The 22409-nt window shown below is 37.7% G+C and carries 18 protein-coding genes and 2 tRNA genes; 2 read left to right on the plus strand and 18 right to left on the minus strand.

What is annotated here, in order from left to right; genetic code table 11:
* Positions 1–214: 214 nt before the first annotated feature.
* The 6 genes from ftsH to spoIIE all read right to left on the minus strand — a co-directional run bounded on the left by ftsH (position 215) and on the right by spoIIE (position 8647).
* The gene (gene ftsH / locus U9M49_RS22025) at positions 215–2212 is read right to left on the minus strand and encodes an ATP-dependent zinc metalloprotease FtsH (RefSeq protein ID WP_095371267.1); all 1998 of its coding nucleotides are present in this window, start codon (positions 2210–2212) and stop codon (positions 215–217) included.
* A 122-nt stretch (positions 2213–2334) separates the two neighbouring features.
* Positions 2335–2880: a hypoxanthine phosphoribosyltransferase gene (hpt, locus tag U9M49_RS22030; RefSeq protein WP_095371268.1), complete on the minus strand. Its 546-nt coding sequence runs from the start codon at positions 2878–2880 to the stop codon at positions 2335–2337.
* A gap of 24 nt (positions 2881–2904) precedes the next feature.
* Complete coding sequence (gene tilS, locus U9M49_RS22035) at positions 2905–4296, minus strand: tRNA lysidine(34) synthetase TilS (protein ID WP_322910614.1); 1392 nt, start codon at positions 4294–4296, stop codon at positions 2905–2907.
* 98 nt (positions 4297–4394) lie between these two features.
* Positions 4395–5336 carry a protein kinase domain-containing protein gene (locus tag U9M49_RS22040; protein WP_416337116.1) on the minus strand — a complete coding sequence of 314 codons (942 nt, stop codon included), beginning with the start codon at positions 5334–5336 and terminating at the stop codon, positions 4395–4397.
* The gene (locus U9M49_RS22045; RefSeq protein ID WP_095371271.1) at positions 5320–6057 is read right to left on the minus strand and encodes a VWA domain-containing protein; all 738 of its coding nucleotides are present in this window, start codon (positions 6055–6057) and stop codon (positions 5320–5322) included. The genes U9M49_RS22040 and U9M49_RS22045 overlap by 17 nt, the downstream gene beginning before the upstream one ends.
* Before the next feature lie 115 nt (positions 6058–6172).
* Positions 6173–8647 (minus strand): stage II sporulation protein E, encoded by a 2475-nt coding sequence (gene spoIIE / locus U9M49_RS22050; protein WP_095371272.1) that lies wholly within the window; start codon positions 8645–8647, stop codon positions 6173–6175.
* A gap of 327 nt (positions 8648–8974) precedes the next feature.
* Here spoIIE and U9M49_RS22055 point away from each other — a divergent pair.
* Together U9M49_RS22055 and U9M49_RS22060 are read left to right on the plus strand one after the other, a co-directional pair.
* Positions 8975–9051: transfer RNA gene (locus U9M49_RS22055), tRNA-Met, on the plus strand.
* An 11-nt stretch (positions 9052–9062) separates the two neighbouring features.
* Positions 9063–9134: transfer RNA gene (locus U9M49_RS22060), tRNA-Glu, on the plus strand.
* Between the two features lie 824 nt (positions 9135–9958).
* Here U9M49_RS22060 and U9M49_RS22065 read toward each other — a convergent pair.
* The 12 genes from U9M49_RS22065 to U9M49_RS22120 all read right to left on the minus strand — a co-directional run bounded on the left by U9M49_RS22065 (position 9959) and on the right by U9M49_RS22120 (position 22266).
* The gene (locus U9M49_RS22065; protein ID WP_095371273.1) at positions 9959–10405 is read right to left on the minus strand and encodes a S1 domain-containing RNA-binding protein; all 447 of its coding nucleotides are present in this window, start codon (positions 10403–10405) and stop codon (positions 9959–9961) included.
* Between the two features lie 95 nt (positions 10406–10500).
* Positions 10501–10911, minus strand: coding sequence for an FtsB family cell division protein (locus tag U9M49_RS22070; RefSeq protein WP_095371274.1), 411 nt, complete (start codon positions 10909–10911; stop codon positions 10501–10503).
* Between the two features lie 22 nt (positions 10912–10933).
* Complete coding sequence (gene yabQ / locus U9M49_RS22075) at positions 10934–11563, minus strand: spore cortex biosynthesis protein YabQ (RefSeq protein ID WP_095371275.1); 630 nt, start codon at positions 11561–11563, stop codon at positions 10934–10936.
* A complete protein-coding gene (yabP, locus tag U9M49_RS22080) occupies positions 11560–11859 on the minus strand; it encodes a sporulation protein YabP (protein ID WP_095371276.1) in 300 nt (99 codons plus the stop codon). The genes yabQ and yabP overlap by 4 nt, the downstream gene beginning before the upstream one ends.
* An 82-nt stretch (positions 11860–11941) precedes the next feature.
* Positions 11942–12205 carry an RNA-binding S4 domain-containing protein gene (locus tag U9M49_RS22085; RefSeq protein WP_095373565.1) on the minus strand — a complete coding sequence of 88 codons (264 nt, stop codon included), beginning with the start codon at positions 12203–12205 and terminating at the stop codon, positions 11942–11944.
* A gap of 32 nt (positions 12206–12237) precedes the next feature.
* Positions 12238–13680: a nucleoside triphosphate pyrophosphohydrolase gene (gene mazG / locus U9M49_RS22090; RefSeq protein WP_095371277.1), complete on the minus strand. Its 1443-nt coding sequence runs from the start codon at positions 13678–13680 to the stop codon at positions 12238–12240.
* Between the two features lie 43 nt (positions 13681–13723).
* Complete coding sequence (locus U9M49_RS22095; RefSeq protein ID WP_322910616.1) at positions 13724–15286, minus strand: polysaccharide biosynthesis protein; 1563 nt, start codon at positions 15284–15286, stop codon at positions 13724–13726.
* A gap of 601 nt (positions 15287–15887) precedes the next feature.
* Positions 15888–16424: a stage V sporulation protein T gene (gene spoVT / locus U9M49_RS22100; protein WP_095371279.1), complete on the minus strand. Its 537-nt coding sequence runs from the start codon at positions 16422–16424 to the stop codon at positions 15888–15890.
* 420 nt (positions 16425–16844) lie between these two features.
* Complete coding sequence (gene mfd, locus U9M49_RS22105) at positions 16845–20381, minus strand: transcription-repair coupling factor (RefSeq protein WP_307319217.1); 3537 nt, start codon at positions 20379–20381, stop codon at positions 16845–16847.
* Between the two features lie 331 nt (positions 20382–20712).
* Positions 20713–20943 (minus strand): anti-sigma-F factor Fin family protein, encoded by a 231-nt coding sequence (locus tag U9M49_RS22110; RefSeq protein ID WP_095371280.1) that lies wholly within the window; start codon positions 20941–20943, stop codon positions 20713–20715.
* 76 nt (positions 20944–21019) lie between these two features.
* On the minus strand, positions 21020–21583 hold the full coding sequence (gene pth, locus U9M49_RS22115; protein ID WP_095371281.1) for an aminoacyl-tRNA hydrolase: 564 nt from the start codon (positions 21581–21583) through the stop codon (positions 21020–21022).
* 74 nt (positions 21584–21657) lie between these two features.
* On the minus strand, positions 21658–22266 hold the full coding sequence (locus tag U9M49_RS22120) for a 50S ribosomal protein L25/general stress protein Ctc (protein WP_095371282.1): 609 nt from the start codon (positions 22264–22266) through the stop codon (positions 21658–21660).
* Between the last annotated feature and the right edge of the window lie 143 nt (positions 22267–22409).

Consider the following 22409-nt stretch of genomic DNA (forward strand, 5'->3'; position numbering starts at 1 on the left):
GTTGTATAATTGTATAAACCTGACTTGGTATACCAACATTTGTTCTGCTACCTTTGATGAATTTCCTCTTGTTACACGCGCAAAACCATTTTATTCCACTATCTTTCATAAGTTTCCCCTTATTGCACGAAGAAATTTCCTGTTATACGTTTCAACCCCCACTTATAGACAGAAAAAAAAGCCCCTCAATAGTGAGGCGCTTTTTCTTTTTTGATTAAGATTTACGATCTTCATCAATTGCTGGAGGCTCTTCTTCTTCAGCAGGGGATTGTTTTTCCCTTGTTTCAGTGATTTCACCTTCATTATCTTTACGATCGTCATCTTTTCGAATATTAACCTTAATATTTGAATCTTCTATTGTTTCACTTGTTTTAGAAGCTGGGCGTTCAGGTAGTGTACCATGATCAGATAGATGTTTAATTTGCTCTGCATCTAGCGTTTCCACTTCTAAAAGTGTTTTTGCAATGATATCTAGTTTGTCACGGTTCTCTGTAAGGATTTGCTTACAGCGTTGGTAACATTCTTTAATCATGCTTTGAATTTCTAGATCAATCTCATATGCAATCGCATCTGAGTAATTACGCTCGTTATTAAAATCTCTACCTAAGAATACTTGACCACCTTGTGATTGACCAAATTGTAGAGGTCCGAGTTTGTCACTCATTCCAAATTCAGTTACCATTCGGCGTGCAATACCTGTTGCACGTTGGAAGTCATTATGGGCACCAGTAGAAACCTCACCAAACACGATTTCCTCTGCTACACGTCCTCCAAGTAAACCAACAATTTTATCAAGTAATTCTGGCTTCGTTTGGAAGTAACGATCTTCTCTCGGCAGCATAACAGCATATCCGCCTGCTTGCCCACGAGGTACAATTGTTACTTTATGAACCATATCAGCTTCATCTAAGATTAAGCCGATTACAGTATGACCTGCCTCATGGAAGGCCACAATATTTCTTTCTTTTTCAGATATAACACGACTCTTCTTAGAAGGCCCTGCAATTACACGGTCAGTCGCTTCATCCACATCGGTCATATCCACCTTCTTCTTATTCTGACGAGCGGCAACAAGTGCTGCTTCATTCAATAAGTTTTCAAGGTCTGCACCAGAGAACCCTGGTGTACGTTGAGCAATCGTTTTTAAGTTTACCGACTCATCTAACGGTTTATTTTTTGCATGAACTTTTAATACCGCTTCACGACCTGTTACATCCGGACGATCAACTGTAATTTGACGGTCAAAACGACCTGGACGTAATAACGCAGGGTCAAGGATATCTGGACGGTTTGTTGCAGCAATGATAATAATTCCTTCATTTGCACCGAAGCCATCCATTTCTACAAGCAATTGGTTAAGTGTTTGTTCACGTTCATCATGCCCACCACCGACACCGGCGCCACGCTGACGACCAACCGCATCAATTTCATCAATAAAGATGATACATGGTGCGTTTTTCTTCGCATTCTCGAATAAGTCACGTACACGAGAAGCACCAACACCGACAAACATCTCAACAAAGTCAGAACCACTAATAGAGAAGAAAGGTACGCCTGCTTCTCCCGCAGCTGCTCTCGCTAATAACGTTTTACCAGTACCTGGAGGTCCCACTAATAGAACACCTTTAGGGATTCTCGCACCAAGTTCTGAGAATTTTCGTGGGTCCTTCAAGAATTCAACAACTTCCACTAATTCTTGCTTCTCTTCGTCCGCACCTGCTACATCTTTAAAACGGACCTTCTTCTTGCTTTCATCATACAACTTCGCCTTACTTTTACCGAAGTTCATTACACGGCCACCGCCGCCTTGAGCTTGGTTCAATAAGAAGAAGAATAAAATGAAAATGATGATGAATGGAATCATCGTTGTAAAGAACGTTACCCAGCCATTTGCTTCTTCTGCTGGTAGGATCTCTAATTTGGAATCACTTGCTAACTCTTCCACTCGGTCTATTACAGAGTCACTATTAGCAATATATGTGATAAAATATTTACCTTCTTCATAGCCTTCTAATTGACCACGTACTTCATAAACGCCCCTTACAGGCTGTAAACTAAGGCTTTCAACTTGACCAGACTCTAAATTCTCAACAAATTGGTCATAAGTCATTGCCTCTGTCGGTTCGTTATTGCCATTAAAGAAACTGACAACCCCTATAATGACTAAAAATATTAATAAATAAAAGATGGTGTTACGGAAAATCCGATTCATCCCTTACCTCCTCCCACGGTAAACAAACTACATAGTATCGTATCATACAAAATTGTGCATATACAAGGAATTACACTTGGTCAGACTGGGTTTTGTAAAGTATTTCACACATCGCATTTCACTTAATTATTATTGCTATACACCTCAGGTTTTAAGATACCAATATATGGTAAGTTTCGGTATTTCTCAGCATAATCTAATCCATATCCTACAACAAACTCATCTGGTACATTAAATCCTACGATATCCGCTTTAATTGCTGCTTTTCTACCAGTTGGTTTATCAAGCAGAGTAACAATTTTTATCGATTTCGCTTTACGATAACGGAATAACTCTACTAAATAGCTCAAAGTTAATCCACTATCTATGATATCTTCTATGATGAGGACATCACGTCCCTCAACAGAAGTATCAAGATCTTTCAAAATCTTTACCTCTCCTGAAGAGACCATGGAATTCCCATAACTGGATACATCCATGAAATCCATTTCAAGATGAGTATCAATTCGTTTAATTAGATCGCTCATAAATGGCATTGCGCCTTTTAAGACACCTATAACAAGAGGGAAACGTCCATCATACTCCTCTGTTAATAAGCCGCCTAACTCTCTCACTTTTTGCTGAAGCTCTTCTTCAGTAATTAAGATTTTTTCAATTTCGTTTCGCATCTTATTCCTGTGCCCCCTAGAAGATCATTGCTTTATGTATTTCAGAAAAATATAGCTTGTATCAGGTGAATATTCAGCTGCTTGATCAGACTTTTTTAATCCTGGTAGCCATATAATGTTACCATTTGCATCCGTAACAACAGGCCATAAATCCCGTTTTTGCCGCGGAATTTTCTGATCGATAAAGATATCCTTTAACTTTTTGCTACCATTTATTCCTTTTAACTTCATCCTATCTCCATTTTTCCTTGTACGGATCGTTAATGGAAAGGCGATATCCGCTTTAACCAAAAGATAATCCATTTGTTGATATTCCTGTAATGGGTGACCGACATAATGCATGCTGATCTCGCCTACTTCAGGAATAACATAGTTTCCTGGCTCTTGTATTTGAAATAAATACGGCTGTACGGTTGTTTTTTTACTAGTGGAGAAGAAACAACAATCATATGAACGTACAACTGTTAAACCATTTGGGAAATGTAAGGTTCCAGACGGATGAGGATGAGAAATTAAGGAAAAAACATTTTCAATATGTGTAGCGGATAAAGAAGATGGCCTTTCCTGATATAGATAATTTAATATTAGTTGAATCACTCTTCTTTGTAAAGGTTTTGCGACATCTGTAAATCTGTCAATATAAAGAAGAATTTCACTAGCACTTTTCCTCTCTGTTACACTATTCAATTGTGCTTCTGCTAATTCCTGCATAAATACCTCATCTTCGCTCAAATCCTCACTAAGGCGTTGGAAATGGTTATGCACTTGAGGATTTTCCCTTTTTAAAAAAGGCAAGATATTTTTCCTAAAACGATTTCTGCTATAGATTTCCTTTACATTACTAGGATCTATTCTAGGTTCTAAATGATGAGTCTCTACATAGGAATCAATTTCATTTCGACTTAAGCAAAGGAACGGCCGTATAATTGCCCCTCTACTAAAAGGTCGTATAACTGGCATACCCGCTCTAGCAAGACCACTACTCCCTCTTGTCATTCTCATTAACATTGTTTCAATTTGATCATCACCATGATGACCTAATGCAATGTAATCAAGCGCTTCTCTTTGCATTACTTGCTCAAAGAAACGATAGCGACAGTCCCTTGCAGCAATTTGCGAGCTTTTCCCCGTTTCCTTCATATGTGCAGAAACATCAATTCGTTGCATATGAAAAGGAATGCCTGACTTCTGACAATAGCGTTCTACAAACTTAGCGTCTTCAAAAGATTCTTCGCCCCTAAACATATGATCCACATGGATTACTACTAATTGAAAACACTCTTGTTTACTTATTTGCTGCATAAAGTGAAGTAAGCTTAAGGAGTCAGGCCCTCCTGAGACAGCAATTCCCACACGCTTATTCTCCAATTCAATGCCCTTTTGTGATAAAAATGCTTTTACCTTTGCATAAAACATAACATTCTTCCCTTATGTTAAACTATTACTTCTACTAAAAGGATATCACTTTTTTAATGTTTATTTCCAAAGAAACGATTATTTATGCCTAAACCCTCTCACACCATTTGACTATATAAATAGAAAAAGTAAATACAACCAATAAACAAGATTAAAACGAACGCTCCAGTTTTTCCATTGGGCTTTCCTTTAGTCTTTCGGGATGTTTGCCTAGCTGGTGGGGACACACGAGTTCCTTTTGAACGAGTTTGCTTATATGAACAGGCAAGCAAGGCTTGTCTCATATCTTCAGCAGTTTTAAACCTGCCTTGAAGTGCTGGTATGAGAACTCCTTCATAAGTTTTTAAGATTTTATGTTTCTTTACCCTATCCATTAATTGTTCTAAACCCCTTCCGTCTTTAGAGAAACGGCTCGGATAGGCACAGTGAATAAAAACCATAGCTGTTGAGAATAAATCATAAGTAGGTTCAGCTTTTCTACTACCAAGCCCCCAATATCCTCGGTCGTAAAACTCTGTAAACTCCTTAATGGCTCTACCTTTTAATGTTGTTCCTCCTACATCTATACACCGAATGCGCGGAGCTCTTCCTGTGACAACCAGATTCTCTGGTTTTAAATCTCCAAATACCCATCCCGCTTTGTGCAGCTCCTCTAGATCAGAAAGTAATTGCAGCATGAGCACAGGTATCCACGCCTCTCCTTTCTGTTTAATAAAAGAGTGGAGATCAGGACCATGGATATATTCCATCACATAAAAAGAATACATAGTGGATGAGGAAAATTGCCAATCATCAACATCAAGCAAAGAAGGTCCTAGGGTAGACCCTTGGACCTTCGTAAAGGATTTTAGCACATTCACTTCAGAAGTTACTGTATACCCATTTTCACTTATTTTTAAAGCAACGAGTTGCCCAAGGTATGTGGCGAGATAAACTACACCATTAGCCCCTGCACCTAGTTCTTTTTCGATACAGTATTGCTTGTGATGCCATTTCCCGTTAATAATCGCACCTTTTTGTAGATTAAATTGACTCTTCATAGTACTCATCGTCATTTCTAGAAATTAAATTGCGTAATGATCGTTTCTTCTCAAAATAGGTAATCGCCTCTCTTAAAGCTGGTCCAGTGGGTGTAATACCACCTGTTGAGAGTTTAGCGAACACAGAAGTTAACGATTCGAGCTTAGGTGTCCAATCTAGCAATTTTTCGACATCATTCTTTTTCCCGGGAAATACAAACAGAGAAAATTTATTTTTTCCCGTGCGTGCATTTAAGCTTAAAGATAGATCAAATAAGGCTTCTTTGACTGTAGGTAGCTTATGTTTCATACTTGCACTCGTATCGACAAGAATCAACACTTCCATTTCAACCGTTTCCCCTAGCTCATCCACAACCTCCATTACCTCGCCTCTTTGTTCTGGAGGCAAATCCTCAATCGTTTGTTTATTTCCTAAGATTTGCGTGAGTTCACGATTGACTACTCCTTGTAATGTTTGTGTCATCGCCTGCCTTGTTACCATCTGTACAGTATGTGATAGCTGTCTAGCATATACGACTTGACTTACCCCACCCCCGGAAAGGGCAATACTCTCAATTTCCTGCATTCCCTTCTCATCAATAACGTCATTCTCCATTACACCTATCACATTTACGGAAACTCCCTGCTCTTTTGCTAGAGCCGACATCGCTATAGGGTCTTCTCCAACGTTTGAACACCCGTCTGTAATAAGTAAAATTTGTTTTAGGGTACCTGTTTTCATCTTTTTCCCTCCTAATCTGATAGAAGTTACTTAGTGATTACTAACCATTTTCAACGGATTAGAAAGGAAATATACATAAAAATGACATCTATTGGAGATTCTATTCTATTTAACATTAATTCGCTTGTTTATGGAACGGTATACTCGACCATTTCGGGATATTGTGCTTTACTTTTGCCACCATCACCGTCATATCATCATCAATACGTCCAGCTCTTGATCGAATCACCTCTTCCATAATTAAATCTGCCACTTCTTGTGGGTCGTTCGTTTTTAACTCGGTTATTTTCCTCTTCATCCAAAGATCAAAGTTCTCCACATGTTTCGGCCCTTCAAATACACCATCGCTCATCATAATGAGTAAATCCTCTGCTTTTAATTGCTTACTGACAACATCGACATCAAATTCTTCAATCATGCCTATGGGTAAATTACTTGCCTGCACTTTCATCACTTGGCTCCCTCTTTTAATAAAACTCGGTGTAGAGCCTATTTTCAAAAATTTAGCATCAGCATTTTGTAAATCAATCATCGCCAAATCTAATGTGGAGAAAATTTCATCTGTTGTCCTTAATGACAGAACAGAATTGACCGATTTTATGGCCACTTGCTCTTCTATACCTGATTGCAATATTTTCTGTAGTAATTCTAACGTTTCTTTGCTTTCTATATGTGCTCGTTCTCCATTTCCCATCCCATCACTAATGGCAATTGCATACTTACCGCTACCTAATTCAATTGTTGAATAACTATCTCCTGATATTAAGCCACCGTCCTTAGCCGCATGTGCCACTGCCGTATCAATGACATATGCCTTTGCTGAGCGAAAAGTAACATGGCAATAATCGTTGGCATAACTCGCACATTCCTCAGATTTAACTAAGATTGTTTCTCCTAATATATCTGAAAGCATTGGCGCAATTAATTTCTCACATTCCCCGTGCCCATTACAGTATGGGATCGTCATCTCTATATCAACATCGCCTTGCTCCAAGCTATAAATTTCTACCTGTTCTACCTCTACCCCAAATTCTTGGATGGCCTCTAATATCAGTTCTTCCTGTTTATGATGATTCTCTCGCTCTCTTTGAATTTCTTTAGCAAAATCCCCCATCACTGCAGACACACCTAATAATTGATCTGCCACAAGTTTCCTACTTTCTTGCACTTGTTTTTTCAACCGTTGATTTGCTTTATAAAAAGTAAGCTCCTGTTGAATCACTTCTGTTGTTTTCTTCGATCTTGTACAGTGTTTTTCCCACTCCCTTTCTAGTCGTGAAGAAATTTGTCCATCTTTTTCATCTAAATCATGCATAATATTTTTCATATAATCATATGTTGTATCAAAGTTCCTAGCCCAGCAGTGATCCTTTTTAAAGCAAGTTTGGCATGTCTTCTCTGTGACATTACTTAGGAAATAATCCAATTCTCGATCTGTCTCATCATTTTCCACCACAGGAGCTTGATGTTGCATGGCAAAGCTTTGCGATAACGCTTGAAAAACATTAGAAAACTGAGAAACTCTGTGCGCAGTTACATCCCGCATTTTTCTCATATACTGCTGTTGCTCTGCCGCATATTCTGCAGTCCCAGGGATATGTTTCGCTAGCTTTGACGTAAAACTTTGAGGCGTTAATAGAAATAGAAATATTGCTACTCCAGTTTCGTATAAACCAATTAATAAGTTTGACTGATTGTCACCATACATTCCCATGAGTAGGGTAGCAATAAGCAAACCAAATGCCACACCTATTTTCTTCCCTTCTTTTAATAACCCACCTAACAAACCAGAGAATGCTAATAAACTCATATGGAAAAAGCTTGAAATATTAGCCAAACTAAATATTAGCCCTGTCACGACACCAACCGTTGAGCCTACCGTGGCACCTGCGACAAATGAAAACACAAGCACCAAATAACGAGACATCACATGTTCGACTGATAGGTCATATACGGTCCATCCGATTGTTCCTGTCATTACTGAGGCTAGCATAATAATGAGGCAGACGATTTCCTCTGTTTTTAATGATTGCCTCCTCCGATTAAAAAATAGTAACGGCAGGCTCTGTAGGAATATTAAACATAGGATAAATCCTAAACTAGCCTCTACACCAGCCATCATGAAATCGTACATCGCCACATGTCCCGTTATGATATAAGATTGGATAATCGAACTGATTAATAATGTCACAGCCACATATATAGGCATTACTTTTAATTCATTGGTAACCCACTTTTTACTTATCCGAAAAACAAACAGAAAAAAGAAAGATGTTAAAAACGTGGTCACACCATGAGTAAATGATAAAGTCGAAGCTCCTCCAATCAATCCAATTAAAGCAAGCGGTGCTTTATCCTTTCTTACTAAATACATCGCAGCAAAAAAGGGCAGAGTGAATGGTGTTAACTGGGACAATATAAGGGCTCGTCCAAGTAAAAAACCAATAATTAAAAACAAGTACCCCTTCTTAATAAAGAAAGTTTCTAAGCCCGTCTGTATTTTCCCACCTATTTTTGAGAGCTCCATCTTGGGACGACGAAGATCCACTTCCCCTATCGGTTCTGCAATTGTTCGTTCGAGTTTTTCCATCATTCCCACTCCCTATTTGTTTCTTTTTCGCTATTATAAAGGGCTATGTCTTAAAAGTTTGTCAAAATAATGGACAAATACCTCTTTTTCGTTCGACTGATTTCTTTATAAAGTGCAAAAAGAGTACAAAAGCAGCAACAATTAAAGGATTGGAATTGGACCATACGTTCTCCTGTTGTCTAAAAAACTAGACATCACATGCTTCCAAAAAATGACGAAACCTCATCAACTATTCCGACAAAAATTTTCCGGGGGAAATAATATTGACAGACTTGTAGAATCTTTGTATTATATATCTTGTGCTTTTAAAAGAAAGCCACTTCAAATGGCGGTGTAGCTCAGCTGGCTAGAGCGTACGGTTCATACCCGTGAGGTCGGGGGTTCGATCCCCTCCGCCGCTACCATTTTTTATAGTGGCCCGTTGGTCAAGCGGTTAAGACACCGCCCTTTCACGGCGGTAACACGGGTTCGAATCCCGTACGGGTCATCACTTATATTAGCTATAAAACAAACCTGGGCAGCTTCAACTGTTCAGGTTTGTTTTTTACTCATTTTTAATTATAATAACAGCAGACCTAGCATGTATTTCCTTTTTGTTTGATTTCTGGTTTGTTTTTGCCTAATTTAACCAAGATTTTCACTCTGACCTGATTTCTGATTCGTTTCTCGTCTAATCCTATCAAACTTTCCTCTCTGGCCTGATTTTTGACCCGTTTCTCGTCTAATCCTATCAAACTTTTCTCTCTGGCCTAATTTCTGATTCGCTTCTCGTCTAATCCTATCAAATTTTTCCCTCTGGCCTGATTTCTGATCTTTTTCTCGCCTAATCCTATCAAATTTTTCTCTCTGCTAATTTCTGATTCGCTTCTTGCCTAATCCAATCAAATTTTTCTCTCTGGCCTTATTTTTGACCCGTTTCTCGCCTAATCCTATCAAACTCTTCTCTCTGACCTAATTTCTGACCCGTTTCTCGCCTAATCCTATCAAACTTTTCTCTCTGGACTGATTTCTGACCTGTTTCTCGCCTAATCCAATCAAACTCTTCTCTCTAGCCTAATTTCTGACCCGTTTCTCGCCTAATCCTTCAATCAATCTTCCGCACCCTATCCGCACATATGCACAATTCTTTTCCAAGCTTATACCCAAAGTCTCTTATACCTACCTAAAACCACACCTAACCGTTATAAGTTACAATCATCGCCATTCATCACAAAAGATGCGGAAGAATAATAAAAAAGCAATCCCAATAAGGATTGCTTTTGCAGGAATCGTCGTGATTCCCTTGCTCGTATATATTAATTCAGCAGCAAGTTAACCTCGTTTAGCTCCTCTGCCACCACGTTTTGATTCTGTATTTCTCTTAAGAGAAGATAAACGGTCTTCACTGTCTTTCAAAAAGCGAGCCATTTTAGATTCGAATGTCTCCTTTGAAGGACGGTGATTATCGTTTGTTCTACCTTGACGTGGGCGCCCAGAATAGCCTCTAGACTCTCTTCTTTCAGGCCTTTCCGTTCTCTCAGGACGATCAACAGCTTTCTTAATTGATAAACCAATTTTACCGTCTTTCTCCACATTAATAACTTTCACTTCAACAGTATCGCCTACTTTGAGGTGATCATTAATGTCCTTCACATAATTGTCTGCAACTTCACTAATATGCACAAGGCCTGTTGATCCTTCCGGCAGCTCTACAAACGCTCCGAAATTAGTGATGCCTGTAACCTTTCCTTGTAACTTGCTGCCTACTTCGATTGACATAAAAAGATATTTCCTCCTTAAAGATATAAAGTAAACCCAAATGTATTCATACTTATACTATATTATACCGAAAGATAAAAATAGGTGTCAACTTCTCATTGAGCTGACTCATTTTCTTTTTTTTCCTTTTCATCGGTTTCATCCGGCATTTTGAAGATGATTTCTCCTTGTTCAGAAAGATAATAATCCCTTCTAGCAAGTTTTTCTAAATACTCTTCATCATGTAACCTAACTATCTCTTCATTCAAGGCCTTTTCCGACTGTTCTAGTTCTTTCAATTGATGAGCAAGTTTTACCTTTTCTTCTTTCTTTTCACCTAGGGCAGCAGATTGGGATACGATAGTCGTAATCATAAATACTGAAACCACAGCAACAAATACAAAAAAGACAGTCAGTCTACGATAGAGAAGCTTCTTTCTCCGTTGAGAACTGATTTTATTGGCTTCCTGTTGTTCGATATAGCTTGAATGGATCTTGGCTACATTTTTATTCTTGTTGGTACTCATACAACTATCTCTCCCTTCTAAGTTATTCTTTCTTCTTCCACTTTTCCGCCAGTTTTTTAACATATTCTTTCCCTTTTTGGAAATATCCTTTTAATTTATCATAGAACTTATCGACTGATTTTTTAAAAGGGGCTGGTAATATACGAATAAGAAGTCGAAATATCCATCTTACTGGTGATAATAGTACTTTTAAGATGAACATTAGCACATTACTTGTCCATTTTATCAGTAGTAGAAGAAGTTTGCCCACTAATACCAATAGCCCTATTAACGTAGTGAAAAAAAATTGAACGGGTCGAATAATTAATAGGCGAATGACCTTCACAATAAAATAATAAATAGAAATAATCGTAGAAATAACTATCTCTAATAACTTTAGGTAAATATTTTTCATTAACGCTTGATAGGCTGCAAAACCGCAAAGTAAAGCTAAAAAGATGTAGAATCTTAACTCTCCTTCATTGACAAGGAACAAAATATAAAATATAGCTAGTCCTTGTAATAGCCAAAAAAGGATGTCATTTATAAAGACAACCCAACTCTTTCTTACTGGCCGTTTGAGAAAGCGCTGATACGTATCTAAGCTTGCTCCAAAAAGGGAACCCATCCCTATCATGGAGAGCATCGTCAAAAATTGGACCGATAACGTCATCGGAATAACTTGCTAAAGAGCCCTTTAGCTTTTTCTCCATGTTGATCATCTAAATAAACAAGGTCGAAAATTTTCCCTTTTATGGAGACAATTCCTTTGTCCACATCTAAATTCTTCATTTGTAGATTTTGCCCTTTGATAGCTAAAAAACCCATGACAGTTTCTAATAAAAACTCTTCATTATCAAAGCTTTCTACCTGCTTCACTCCCGTAATATCTAGCAGTCTTCTGCCACGCATGATCACATCATGATCAGGAGCAGTTTGTTTACTCGAGTTCTCATGGTATTGGCTCATCTCTATCCCTCACAATCCATAGTACAATCCTTTAATACATATGTATGAAGATTGCTCAGGGATTAGAACAAGCGCTATTTATTTATTCTTGATTCATTCTTTCTTCACTTACTATTGTGTACATTTCTGCTGCATCATCTTTTCTTGTTGTTTCCTGTATTTTATCTATTCGCACCTTTGTCACTTTCTGCCCAAATCGAATCGATAATTCATCACCAACTTTTACATTGGTACTTGCCTTGGCTTCTACTCCATTAATAGCAATACGCCCTTGGTCAGAGACTTCCTTTGCCAATGTACGTCTTTTTATTAATCGAGATACTTTTAGAAATTTATCTAAGCGCATACTTTCACTCTCCTTTACCCTAAAAAGTTCATTTAGTAACCTTTTTTCTTCGCTTCTTCCCAAAAACGATCCATTTCCTCCAGGCTCGCCTCTTTTAGATTCTTATCTAGTTTTTTCTCTATATATGAAAAACGATTGGTAAATTTCGTATTGGTTCGATGTAATGCTTCTTCTGGATTGATTTGATAATACCGAGCAATATTGATAAATGCAAATAATATATCACCAAATTCAATTATGCGATTGTCATTATTATTCTCGGCTTCCAATTGAAATTCTTTAATTTCTTCAAACACCTTATCCCACATTGGTTGGATGTTTTCCCAATCGAAACCGACCTTTGCAGCACGTTTTTGTAACTCTTCTGCACGCAACATGGCTGGATATGATTTTGGAACACCATCCAATATTGACGATGTTTTTTCGCCTTTTTCTTGTTTTTTCATTTCATTCCAGTTACGTAACGCTTCATCTACGTCTTCTGCTGCTCTCTCCCCAAACACATGCGGATGTCTAAAAACCATTTTTTTAGAAAGACCTGCTATTACATCATGAATAGAGAAGTACCCTTCATCGTCTCCTATCTGGGCATGAAGCATAACTTGTAACAACACATCCCCTAGCTCTTCAATGATATGATCAATATCATCCTCTTCAATCGCTTCGATTAATTCATACGCTTCCTCGATTAAATACTTCTTCAAAGATTGATGTGTTTGTTTCTTATCCCACGGACATCCATTTGGACCTCTTAAGGTAGCAATGATTTCTTTCAGTTTAGGAAACGTTGGGTAAAGAATCGCTTCATTCGTAACGGGAGGGACATATACAGATGTTAAATTAGTTAAAGCTAAATCATGATCTAGTTCATAAAGTGGAACTTCTTTAATCACTTCTTCACTACTTCCGGCCGCTGTTACAATCTTTACTAAATAATCATCCGGTAAATAGTCCATTAACGTCAATTTTACTTCAGATGCAATGAATGCATCATATACTTGTCCGATAATCATATGTTGTGTAAGAACAAGTTCACTTCCCTTTAAGTCCGTACCATCTAATAGTGTAAAACCTTCAACTGGATCAACCCTTAACGCTTGGAACATGCTATCTAGAAAACTTTGGCCACCCTTAAATTCTAAATTAACTTCATACTCATCAGCCCGTTCAATGAGTAATTGTACCGTTTTTTCTGCTACAAGCGGGTGACCTGGCACAGCATAAACAATGTTTTCTACTTTTCCTTTTTCTAACAAAAGGGTGCTTATTTCTTCGTATACCTCTGCAAATTGATCATGTGATTCATAGATCTTGTCGAAGGATTCAAATAGCACTCCTTCTGCTGTTAATGCTGATACCACAGGATGTTCTTTTGTTCTTAAATAAACTTTATTAACACTGGTTAATAGCTTATATACTCCTAGTGGCAGTTGATTAAGATCTCCTGCTCCAAGGCCAATAACTGTTACCTTCATTATAAATAATTCTCCTTTATTTTACTTTTTGTGTCGGTTGTTTTTATCTTCTTTTCATAAAATGGAGAAGCTTTTCTCCAAAAGGTAACTGACGTAGCTCTGCTTCTGTAAATATGTTGCTGCGAATCGTAAGAAATAAATAAAGAATCGCACCGAGAGCAGCGCCGGTTAACGATTGAAAGGTAGCAAGTACTCTTCCACTCATGAATGAGAGTGCAGTAACAGAGAGATACAAATTTAAAAAAATCGTCATCAGAATAGCAGAACTAAGGATTGTCAATAACTCACGTACTGAAACAAGTTTGACACTTTGGTTCCATTTTAACCGAAACAGCAAAGCAATTACCATCAACGCTAACGCGATATATGTGGCGTATACAGCCCCATATATTCCATAATGCGGTACAAATGAGGTATTCAGAAAGTACTTAATTCCCACTCCGATTAAAATCGTCCACGCTGGGAAAAAGCTATTTCCTAAACCTTGGTGTACGGCTGCCAAAGTAATCACAAGAGAGCTTAGTAAAATAACAATAGACATTAAACCTAGAACGGCTGACCCTTTATCATTTTCGAATAGCATGACATTTGTTTGACTCACAATCGCCCAAAGCCCAACTGAAGCGCCAACGCCAAATAGAAGGCTCACTCTAATGACCAATTGGATTTTTTCATTGAGTAGTTGAGGTTGCTGTATTTTTACGTATGTAAGAATTGGTACGAGCGATAAACTCATCGAAGTGGCAACAATAGAACCTAATTGAATAAGTGGCTGACCTCTGTCATATACACCCTTTAATGTCTTTGCTTCAATCTCAGAAAAACCCGATGTCGTCAATAAGGCATAAAGATTGAGGGCATCTGCTAACTGGATAAAAATGAGTAATAAACTACTCACACAAATAGCAAAGCTTTGGACAATAATCTCTTTAGACAGTTGAAAATACGAGCTAACACCCATGTGCTTCTGCCTTATTCTTGGTGCACTTTTCATTTCTTTTATAAAATAAAATAGCAAGATTGCAAAAGCTGCCAAAGAGGCTAAAATGACACCATAGTAAACTCCACCGCTAACAGAATAAATGGAAGCACCCATTTTAGTTAGTATATAAGCATAAAGTAAGATAAACAGCACTCGTAAAAGTTGTTCACTCACTTGAGAAACAGCTGTTGGCATCATATTTCCTTTTCCTTGAAAAAAACCTCTTAGCACTGATACAAGTGGTAATATTAAAAAACTAATAGCAACAATGCGCAAGGAATCAGCCAATTGAGGATCGTTCATATAGTAAGCTAAGGCATCCGCACTAAAATACATCGTTAAGCAACATATAATAGCAATCATTGATAACAATAATCCGGCAACTTTTAATAACCGCCGTCCACCTTCCTCACCATTCCTCGTTCTTTGCTCAATATATAGTTTTGAAATCACAACTGGAAAACCTGTTGTGGCTAAAACAAGAAAGATCCCATAAAAAGGGTACACTTGTTGATAAATATAAAACCCGATATCTCCTACTATGTTTTGGAAAGGAATGCGATAAACCGCGCTCAACAATTTGACAATTATTCCTGCCGCAGTCAAAATAACCGCACCTTTCATTATACTCGTAGAAGTTTGATTGGTATCCAGAAGATATCTCCCCCTATAAGCACGACGATACCGCTTAACTATGAACTTCGAAATGTATTATAGCATATTCATTTATTGATATTTGTCTCTCGCTCCTTGCCTGAGGGAGGCATTTTAAATATTGAGGTGTAGTTTTGCGGTAAAAAGATGCTTAGCTATGATTTCTCCTTATGATTAATCAAATCCTACTTGAATTTATCAATTTTTGAAGCATTTATTTGATATTTTCTGGCTTAATTATGATTTCTTCACGCTTGGGTTTCTCCAGACGTATTCCCCCTAGTGCTTCTTACCAAAAATCTCTTTGGTTTTTTGACTTCGTTACCATCTTAATCGGTCTTTTCAGAACGCGGCTCTTTTTTACCCGATTAAGAATTTCCAGTCGACTTCAGTTAAGGGGCTGATTCGTTTCCAACGGCATCTTACGGCAGATCATTTTCCTCTAACATTAGCAGCATTCAGCTCCCGAAAGTCAATGTCTACACAAAAATAAAGCGAACAATCATCATTAAAAATATGATTGTTCGCACTAGATGACGCTAGAAAAGCTCCAGCTCATATTACCTATATACTATGATTCCATTTGTCTCGCTAAAAATCCAGCTGCGGTTTCGACGGATTTTTGTTCAACTGCACCAATGGTGTCATCTTTCGCAATGATTACGACTGCACCAATTGGATCGCCATTGGCTACTATGGGTCCTATTGTGTAAGATGCGACGGATTCTGTATGATTATCTACAATTGAAATTTCGCTTGATTGGGTCACAAGAACAGAGCTACGATCCTCCATTGTCTTCTCTACTAGATCACTAATACTCTTATTTAAGTAATCCTTCTTAGAGCCTCCTGCAACAGCGATATATGTATCTCTATCGCAAATTAAGACCGGATTTCCTAAGCTATCATATAATGCTTCTGCATATTCTTTTGCGAAGTCACTAAGCTCAGAGATAGGTGAGTATTTCTTTAAAATTACCTCTCCATCGCGGTCTACAAAAATCTCAAGTGGATCTCCTTCACGGATTCTTAAAGTTCTCCGGATTTCTTTAGGAATGACGACACGACCCAAATCATCAATACGACGAACAATACCTGTTGCTTTCATTCAACGTTGCCTCACTTTCATCTGATGATTAAATTACTGAAAAGAAAAAGCCGCTTAACTCTAACCGATCCATGGCCATTAGGACGATACAACGAGAATTCTTCCCATTTATTCCTTCACTAATGATACATATTTCCCTTTACAGATGATTTTCGGTTAAATCTAACTCAAACTACAGCTTTTGCTTTTCAAAATAGCTATGATTCATAAGGAAGATATCATGAATGCATCGCCATGTTTGAACTTAGTATCTTTCATAAGGAAAGTTATATACACGTCCAACTATTTTTTCTTTTAGGTGTGATTCATTCCAGAAAGGGATAAACATTCCATTTATGTGCTCTATCCTTGAAATACCCTTGTCCTTTCTCAATCAAACATTGCAATTCTTACAATAAAATTACCAATATTTTTCAACATTTACTTGGCTGTTTTTTCAGGAACCTTCTTTGTATCCTGTAATCCCTTCATAAAAGTGAATGCATTTTCTAACCATTCTTTCGTGGCAATTCCTTTTATATGGAGAACCGCTTTCAGTTTTTTCCCATCCATACCAAGCCCAATCATGCGACCAAATTGATTGCTAAGCTTGAATACTTTTTGCCCATCAGCTTCCACACTACCTTGCTCAGATAATAGGATAAGCACTTCATCTTTTGATTGCTTCACTAGTTCGACCCCAGCCACTTCTCCATATACTTTCATTTCAGCAATTTTAAATAAATACGCGACTTCTTCCGGATAATCACCAAATCGGTCAACCATCTCATCTTTCAATTCATCAATATCCTCAAGGCTCGTAATCCCACGGAAGCGTTTATACATTTCAATTTTTTGATGTCCATCAGAAATAAATGCATCTGGAATATAAGCATCAATTTCTAAATCAATTTCCATTGGCTCTTTTCTCGGCTCACCGCCCATGGATTCTTTCCTCTCTTCAATTGCTTCTTTCAGCATTTGTGAATATAGATCAAACCCAACAGAATCAATAAAGCCGTGTTGCTCCGCTCCAAGTAAATTACCTGCACCTCGAATCGTTAAATCTCGCATGGCAATTTTAAATCCAGAGCCAAGCTCCGTAAATTCTTTAATCGCCTGCAAACGTTTCTCTGCCACTTCTGTAAGGACTTTATCTTTACGATAGGTAAAGTACGCATAAGCAACACGGTTAGACCTACCTACCCTTCCTCGCAATTGATACAACTGAGATAAGCCCATGCGATCAGCATCATGAACAATTAATGTATTTACATTTGGTATATCTACACCAGTCTCAATTATCGTTGTACTTACTAAGACATCATATTCACCGTCGAAGAAACCAAGCATGACGCTCTCTAATTCATTCTCCGACATTTGACCATGTGCATAAGCGACCCTTGCATCAGGAACTATCATAGAGATTTCCTCTGCTTTACGCTCAATATCCTCCACGCGATTATAGAGGAAATAGACCTGACCACCACGTGCTAATTCTCGCTCGATTGCTTCCCTCACCAATACACCGTTATATTCCATCACATATGTTTGTACAGGAAAACGATTTTCAGGTGGTGTCTCAATAACGGATAAATCCCGAACGCCCAGCATCGACATATGCAATGTACGCGGAATTGGTGTCGCTGTTAATGTTAAAACATCGACATTGGTTTTTAATTTCTTGATTTTCTCTTTATGAGTAACACCAAACCTTTGTTCTTCGTCTATAATTAACAAACCGAGATCTCGATAAGTTAAATCTTTAGAAAGGATACGGTGAGTACCAACGACAACATCAACCGTCCCCGCTTTTAATCCTTTAATCGTTTCAGTTTGTTGTTTCTTCGTACGGAATCGACTCAACATACCGATTTTTACAGGGTAGTCTTGAAACCGCTCAAGCATCGTTTCATAATGCTGTTGTGCAAGGATCGTTGTTGGCACAAGAAAAGCAACTTGTTTACCATCAGCAACTGCTTTGAATATCGCTCGTATTGCCACTTCTGTTTTTCCATAACCCACGTCTCCACAAAGCAAACGGTCCATTGGTCTTTCTCTTTCCATATCTTTTTTAATCTCATTAATGGAACGAATTTGATCTTCTGTTTCTTGATATGGGAAAGCAGATTCAAACTCTCGCTGCATATCACTATCAGGGTTAAAAGCGTATCCTTTAGATGCTTCTCTTTCGGCATATAATTTAATAAGGTCATCGGCGATATCTTCAACAGAGGATTGGACTTTTTTCTTTACCTTCTTCCAATCGTTACCGCCAAGTTTATAAATCTTCGGTTCTTTTGATTCAGACCCTACATATTTTTGTACAAGGTCAATTTGTTCAACAGGAACATAAAGTTGATCACTACCTTGATAACGAATATTCAAATAATCTTTATGGACACCATTAATCTCTAAAGTTTCAATTCCTAAGTACTTCCCAATACCATGATTGACATGAACAACGTAATCACCAATCTTTAATTCCGAATAGCTCTTAATTCTTTCTGCATTGGAAAGTTTTTGTCTTCTCTGTTTCTTTCTTGTTTTATGATTAAATAGCTCTTCTTCTGTAATTACGGCAATCCGTTGATTATTAAGCTCAAAACCTGTTTGAATTGCCCCTTCTAAAATCTGAATTCTTCCTTGTGCAAGGAGAGAGTCCTGTTTGATGATAGCGGATTCAATATCATAATCCTCTAACACATTCTGCAATTTGTGAACCCGTTCTTCATCTACAGCAAGAAAAACAATAGCATAATTTCCTTTTTTCCAGCGATCAACCTCTGTTTTAAGCACATGCATTTGACCATGAAAATTTTGCATCGGCTTACAGGAGATATTAATAATATTTTGCGGATTTGTATTCGGTACATGTCGTAAAAATAAGGACATATAAACAATCGGATTTTTCTTAGTATACATTAGTTCTTTTAAAGAATGAGAAGTCACAACGTCGTGAATAATCTGTCCTTCTTCAAGTAGGTTCGTGTACCATTCTGCTTCTTCTTTATCAAGGGAATCATTCATTTCTTGTACACGACTGACTTCGTCTACAAAAATCAATCCGTTCGCAGGAAGATAGTCTATTAAACTACTGCCTCCCTCATAAGCAAGGGATAAATATTTATATAATTGCTCTGGTTTAGTACCAGTCTTTAATTGTTCTAATTCATAACCGATATTTTGTGTAAGGCTTTGTTTGGCTTGGTCATTTTTTAATTTTTTTAAGCTTTTACCCAATCCTGACTCTAAAGTATGAATAAGCCGCTCAAAATGTTCACCTTCCATTGGTGTTTCTGTAGCTGGCCCAATTAACACACGCTCAACCTTTGACTTTGAGCGCTGATCTTCTAAAGAAAAGAACCGGATAGAATCAACCTCTGTATCGAATAATTCAATCCTAATAGGGTCTGACTCTGTTAACGGATAAATATCAATAATACCACCGCGAACACTAAATTCACCTGGAGAGGACACCATCTCCACTCGACTGTAGCCCATTTGGATAAACTGATTTAATTGTTGTTCGGTTAGCTCATCGCCAACTTTTAACGTTAACTGAAGTTTGCTCCACAACTCTTTAGGTGGGAGGATCTTCTTTAACCCGGCCATAGGTACAATCATGACACCATCATTTGCTGACATCATATGGTTGAGTGTTTCAATTCTTTGCCCTTTTAATTCTGGGCTAGATATACTTAATTCAGCTGCAATTAACTCATTTGCAGGATACAAGAATACTTGCTCTTCTCCTAGAAGTTGTGTTAAATCATCATATAATTTTTGCGCTTGCAATAAATTGTGGGTTGTCACAAGTAAGGGACGTTTAGACTGTTCATATACTGCCGCCAGAAAAAGCGTTCTAGCTGAACCCGTTAAACCTGCCACCATTTGTTCATTTAACCCTTCATCTATGCCTGATAATACAGACAAGACCTCATCCTGTTGTGAAAATACTTTTTTAAGCCCTAACATGCAGTAATCCTCCTATTACAAAAAGCAACATCTCTCCCTCAACCTGAGAAAGCTACTACTCCCCTATTTGCTCTTCTTTTTAAATACATTTTTAAAGCACTTTAAGCTCCCTAAACCTCGTATAGGTTAGGAAGCCAAATTTTTCTTACTTACATGTTTATACTCACAAAGCATATAAATCATGCGTATTTTTTCAAACAATGGTTGTTAACTTTATATATTATTCGATTTTTATAAGAAAAGTCCCTCTATTATCGTACTAAACTTTTTTCCTATCTATCGAAAAGAGTATAAAGAAACAGAAAAATGCTTTGGAAAGTACTCCAAAGCTTTAATGAATAAGAAAGTCTTGCTGATAGTAGTCTGGATTACGCTCTAGTGATTCATGGCAATCCTCACAAATCGCCTTCACGTAAACGTTTCCTGAATTGTCATACTGGATCATTTCATGTCTTTCTTCTTCATTTAATTTATGAAAGCCTAATTGCTCTGCTTGAACCGTTTGTTTATCGACAGTCCCTAAAGATACCCCGCAATGGCGGCATGAGTAATGAATAGCCAACAATAACACTTCCCTTTATCCATCAATTGTCATTATTATTGACGGTTTGTTGGAAGGATATGCACAAGTCATTATATCATGATTGATTATATACATTCATGACTTGAAGGAAAGGTATATTTAACCATTCTTCACACGCATCAGTGCATTTATTAATAACGGCTTTCATTTCGTTCATTTCTTCTTCAGAAAACTTACCAAGTACATAATCGGGGACTTTCATTCCTTGAGGCGGACGATCTATCCCCACTCGGATGCGGTTAAATTCTTGCGTACCGATATGAGCAATCGTTGATTTAATCCCGTTATGTCCACCAGCACTTCCTTTTTGTCGCAAGCGAATCTTTCCAACCGGTAAATCTAAATCATCATAAATAACTACAATATCCTCTATCTCAATTTGAAAATAATCCATCAGTGGTCTAATGGATTCACCTGATAAATTCATATATGTAAGTGGTTTTAATAAAAAAACTTTTTCTCCTTTTACAAATCCAGCACCATACAATCCTTTAAACTTTGATTGATCAAGTGGAATGTCCCACTTTTTAGATAATTCATCGATCACATCAAATCCAATATTATGTCTTGTACGATCATAGGGCTTACCTGGATTACCTAACCCTACAAATAGTTTCACTAAGCACTTTCCCCCTTACCTCAAATAAGGACTGACCCATTGGTGCTCTGGTCAGTCCCCACCTTAGTTTGGTATTATTCTTTTTCGTTTATAACTTCCGGTTCTTCCACAACTTCCTCTTCTTGTGGTTCTTCTTCCACACGAGGAGGGAGGACGGAAAGAATCGTCTCTTCGGCGTCATGTTCAATTTCATACGAGGAGGCACCTTTTAAATCTTCAATAGTGACTACATCGTTTATCTCTAATTTAGAAATATCCACATCAATTGATTGCGGGATATTGCCAGGTGTACCGGTAACAGTAATCTCATGTAGCGCTTGTTGCAAGACGCCACCTTCTTTAACACCTGGTGAGTCACCGACCGTATTTACAGTAACTTCTGCTGTAATTTTTGTAGATTTATCTACAGATAATAAATCAGCATGTACCACTGTATTTTTTAATGGATCGGCTTGGTATTCTGTTAAGACGACATCTACTTTCTTACCATCAATATCGACTGAGAAGACTCCATTTCTACCAACTTCTTTAATCGTCTTAATAAAATCAGCCTCATTAAAGAATATTGGCTTACTCTCCATCTTCGTGCCATAAACAATTGCTGGAACATTACCATCTGCACGAATTTTAGTTAAAAATGAGTGACGAAACTCTTTTCTTTCCTTCGCTTCTAAAACAGTCATTCTAACGTCCCCTTTCAAAATTTAAGGCTTATTATTAAAAGATTCCCTAATTAACTGAAAGATAAACATCGCTCGACGTTTGTAAGCAAAATGTCCATTATTTAAGTAAACGTAATGATCCGATAGATGGCATGATTTGTCAG

It is taken from the genome of Cytobacillus sp. OWB-43, from assembly GCF_034651445.1.
Taxonomy (GTDB): Bacteria; Bacillota; Bacilli; order Bacillales; family Cytobacillaceae; genus Cytobacillus; species Cytobacillus kochii.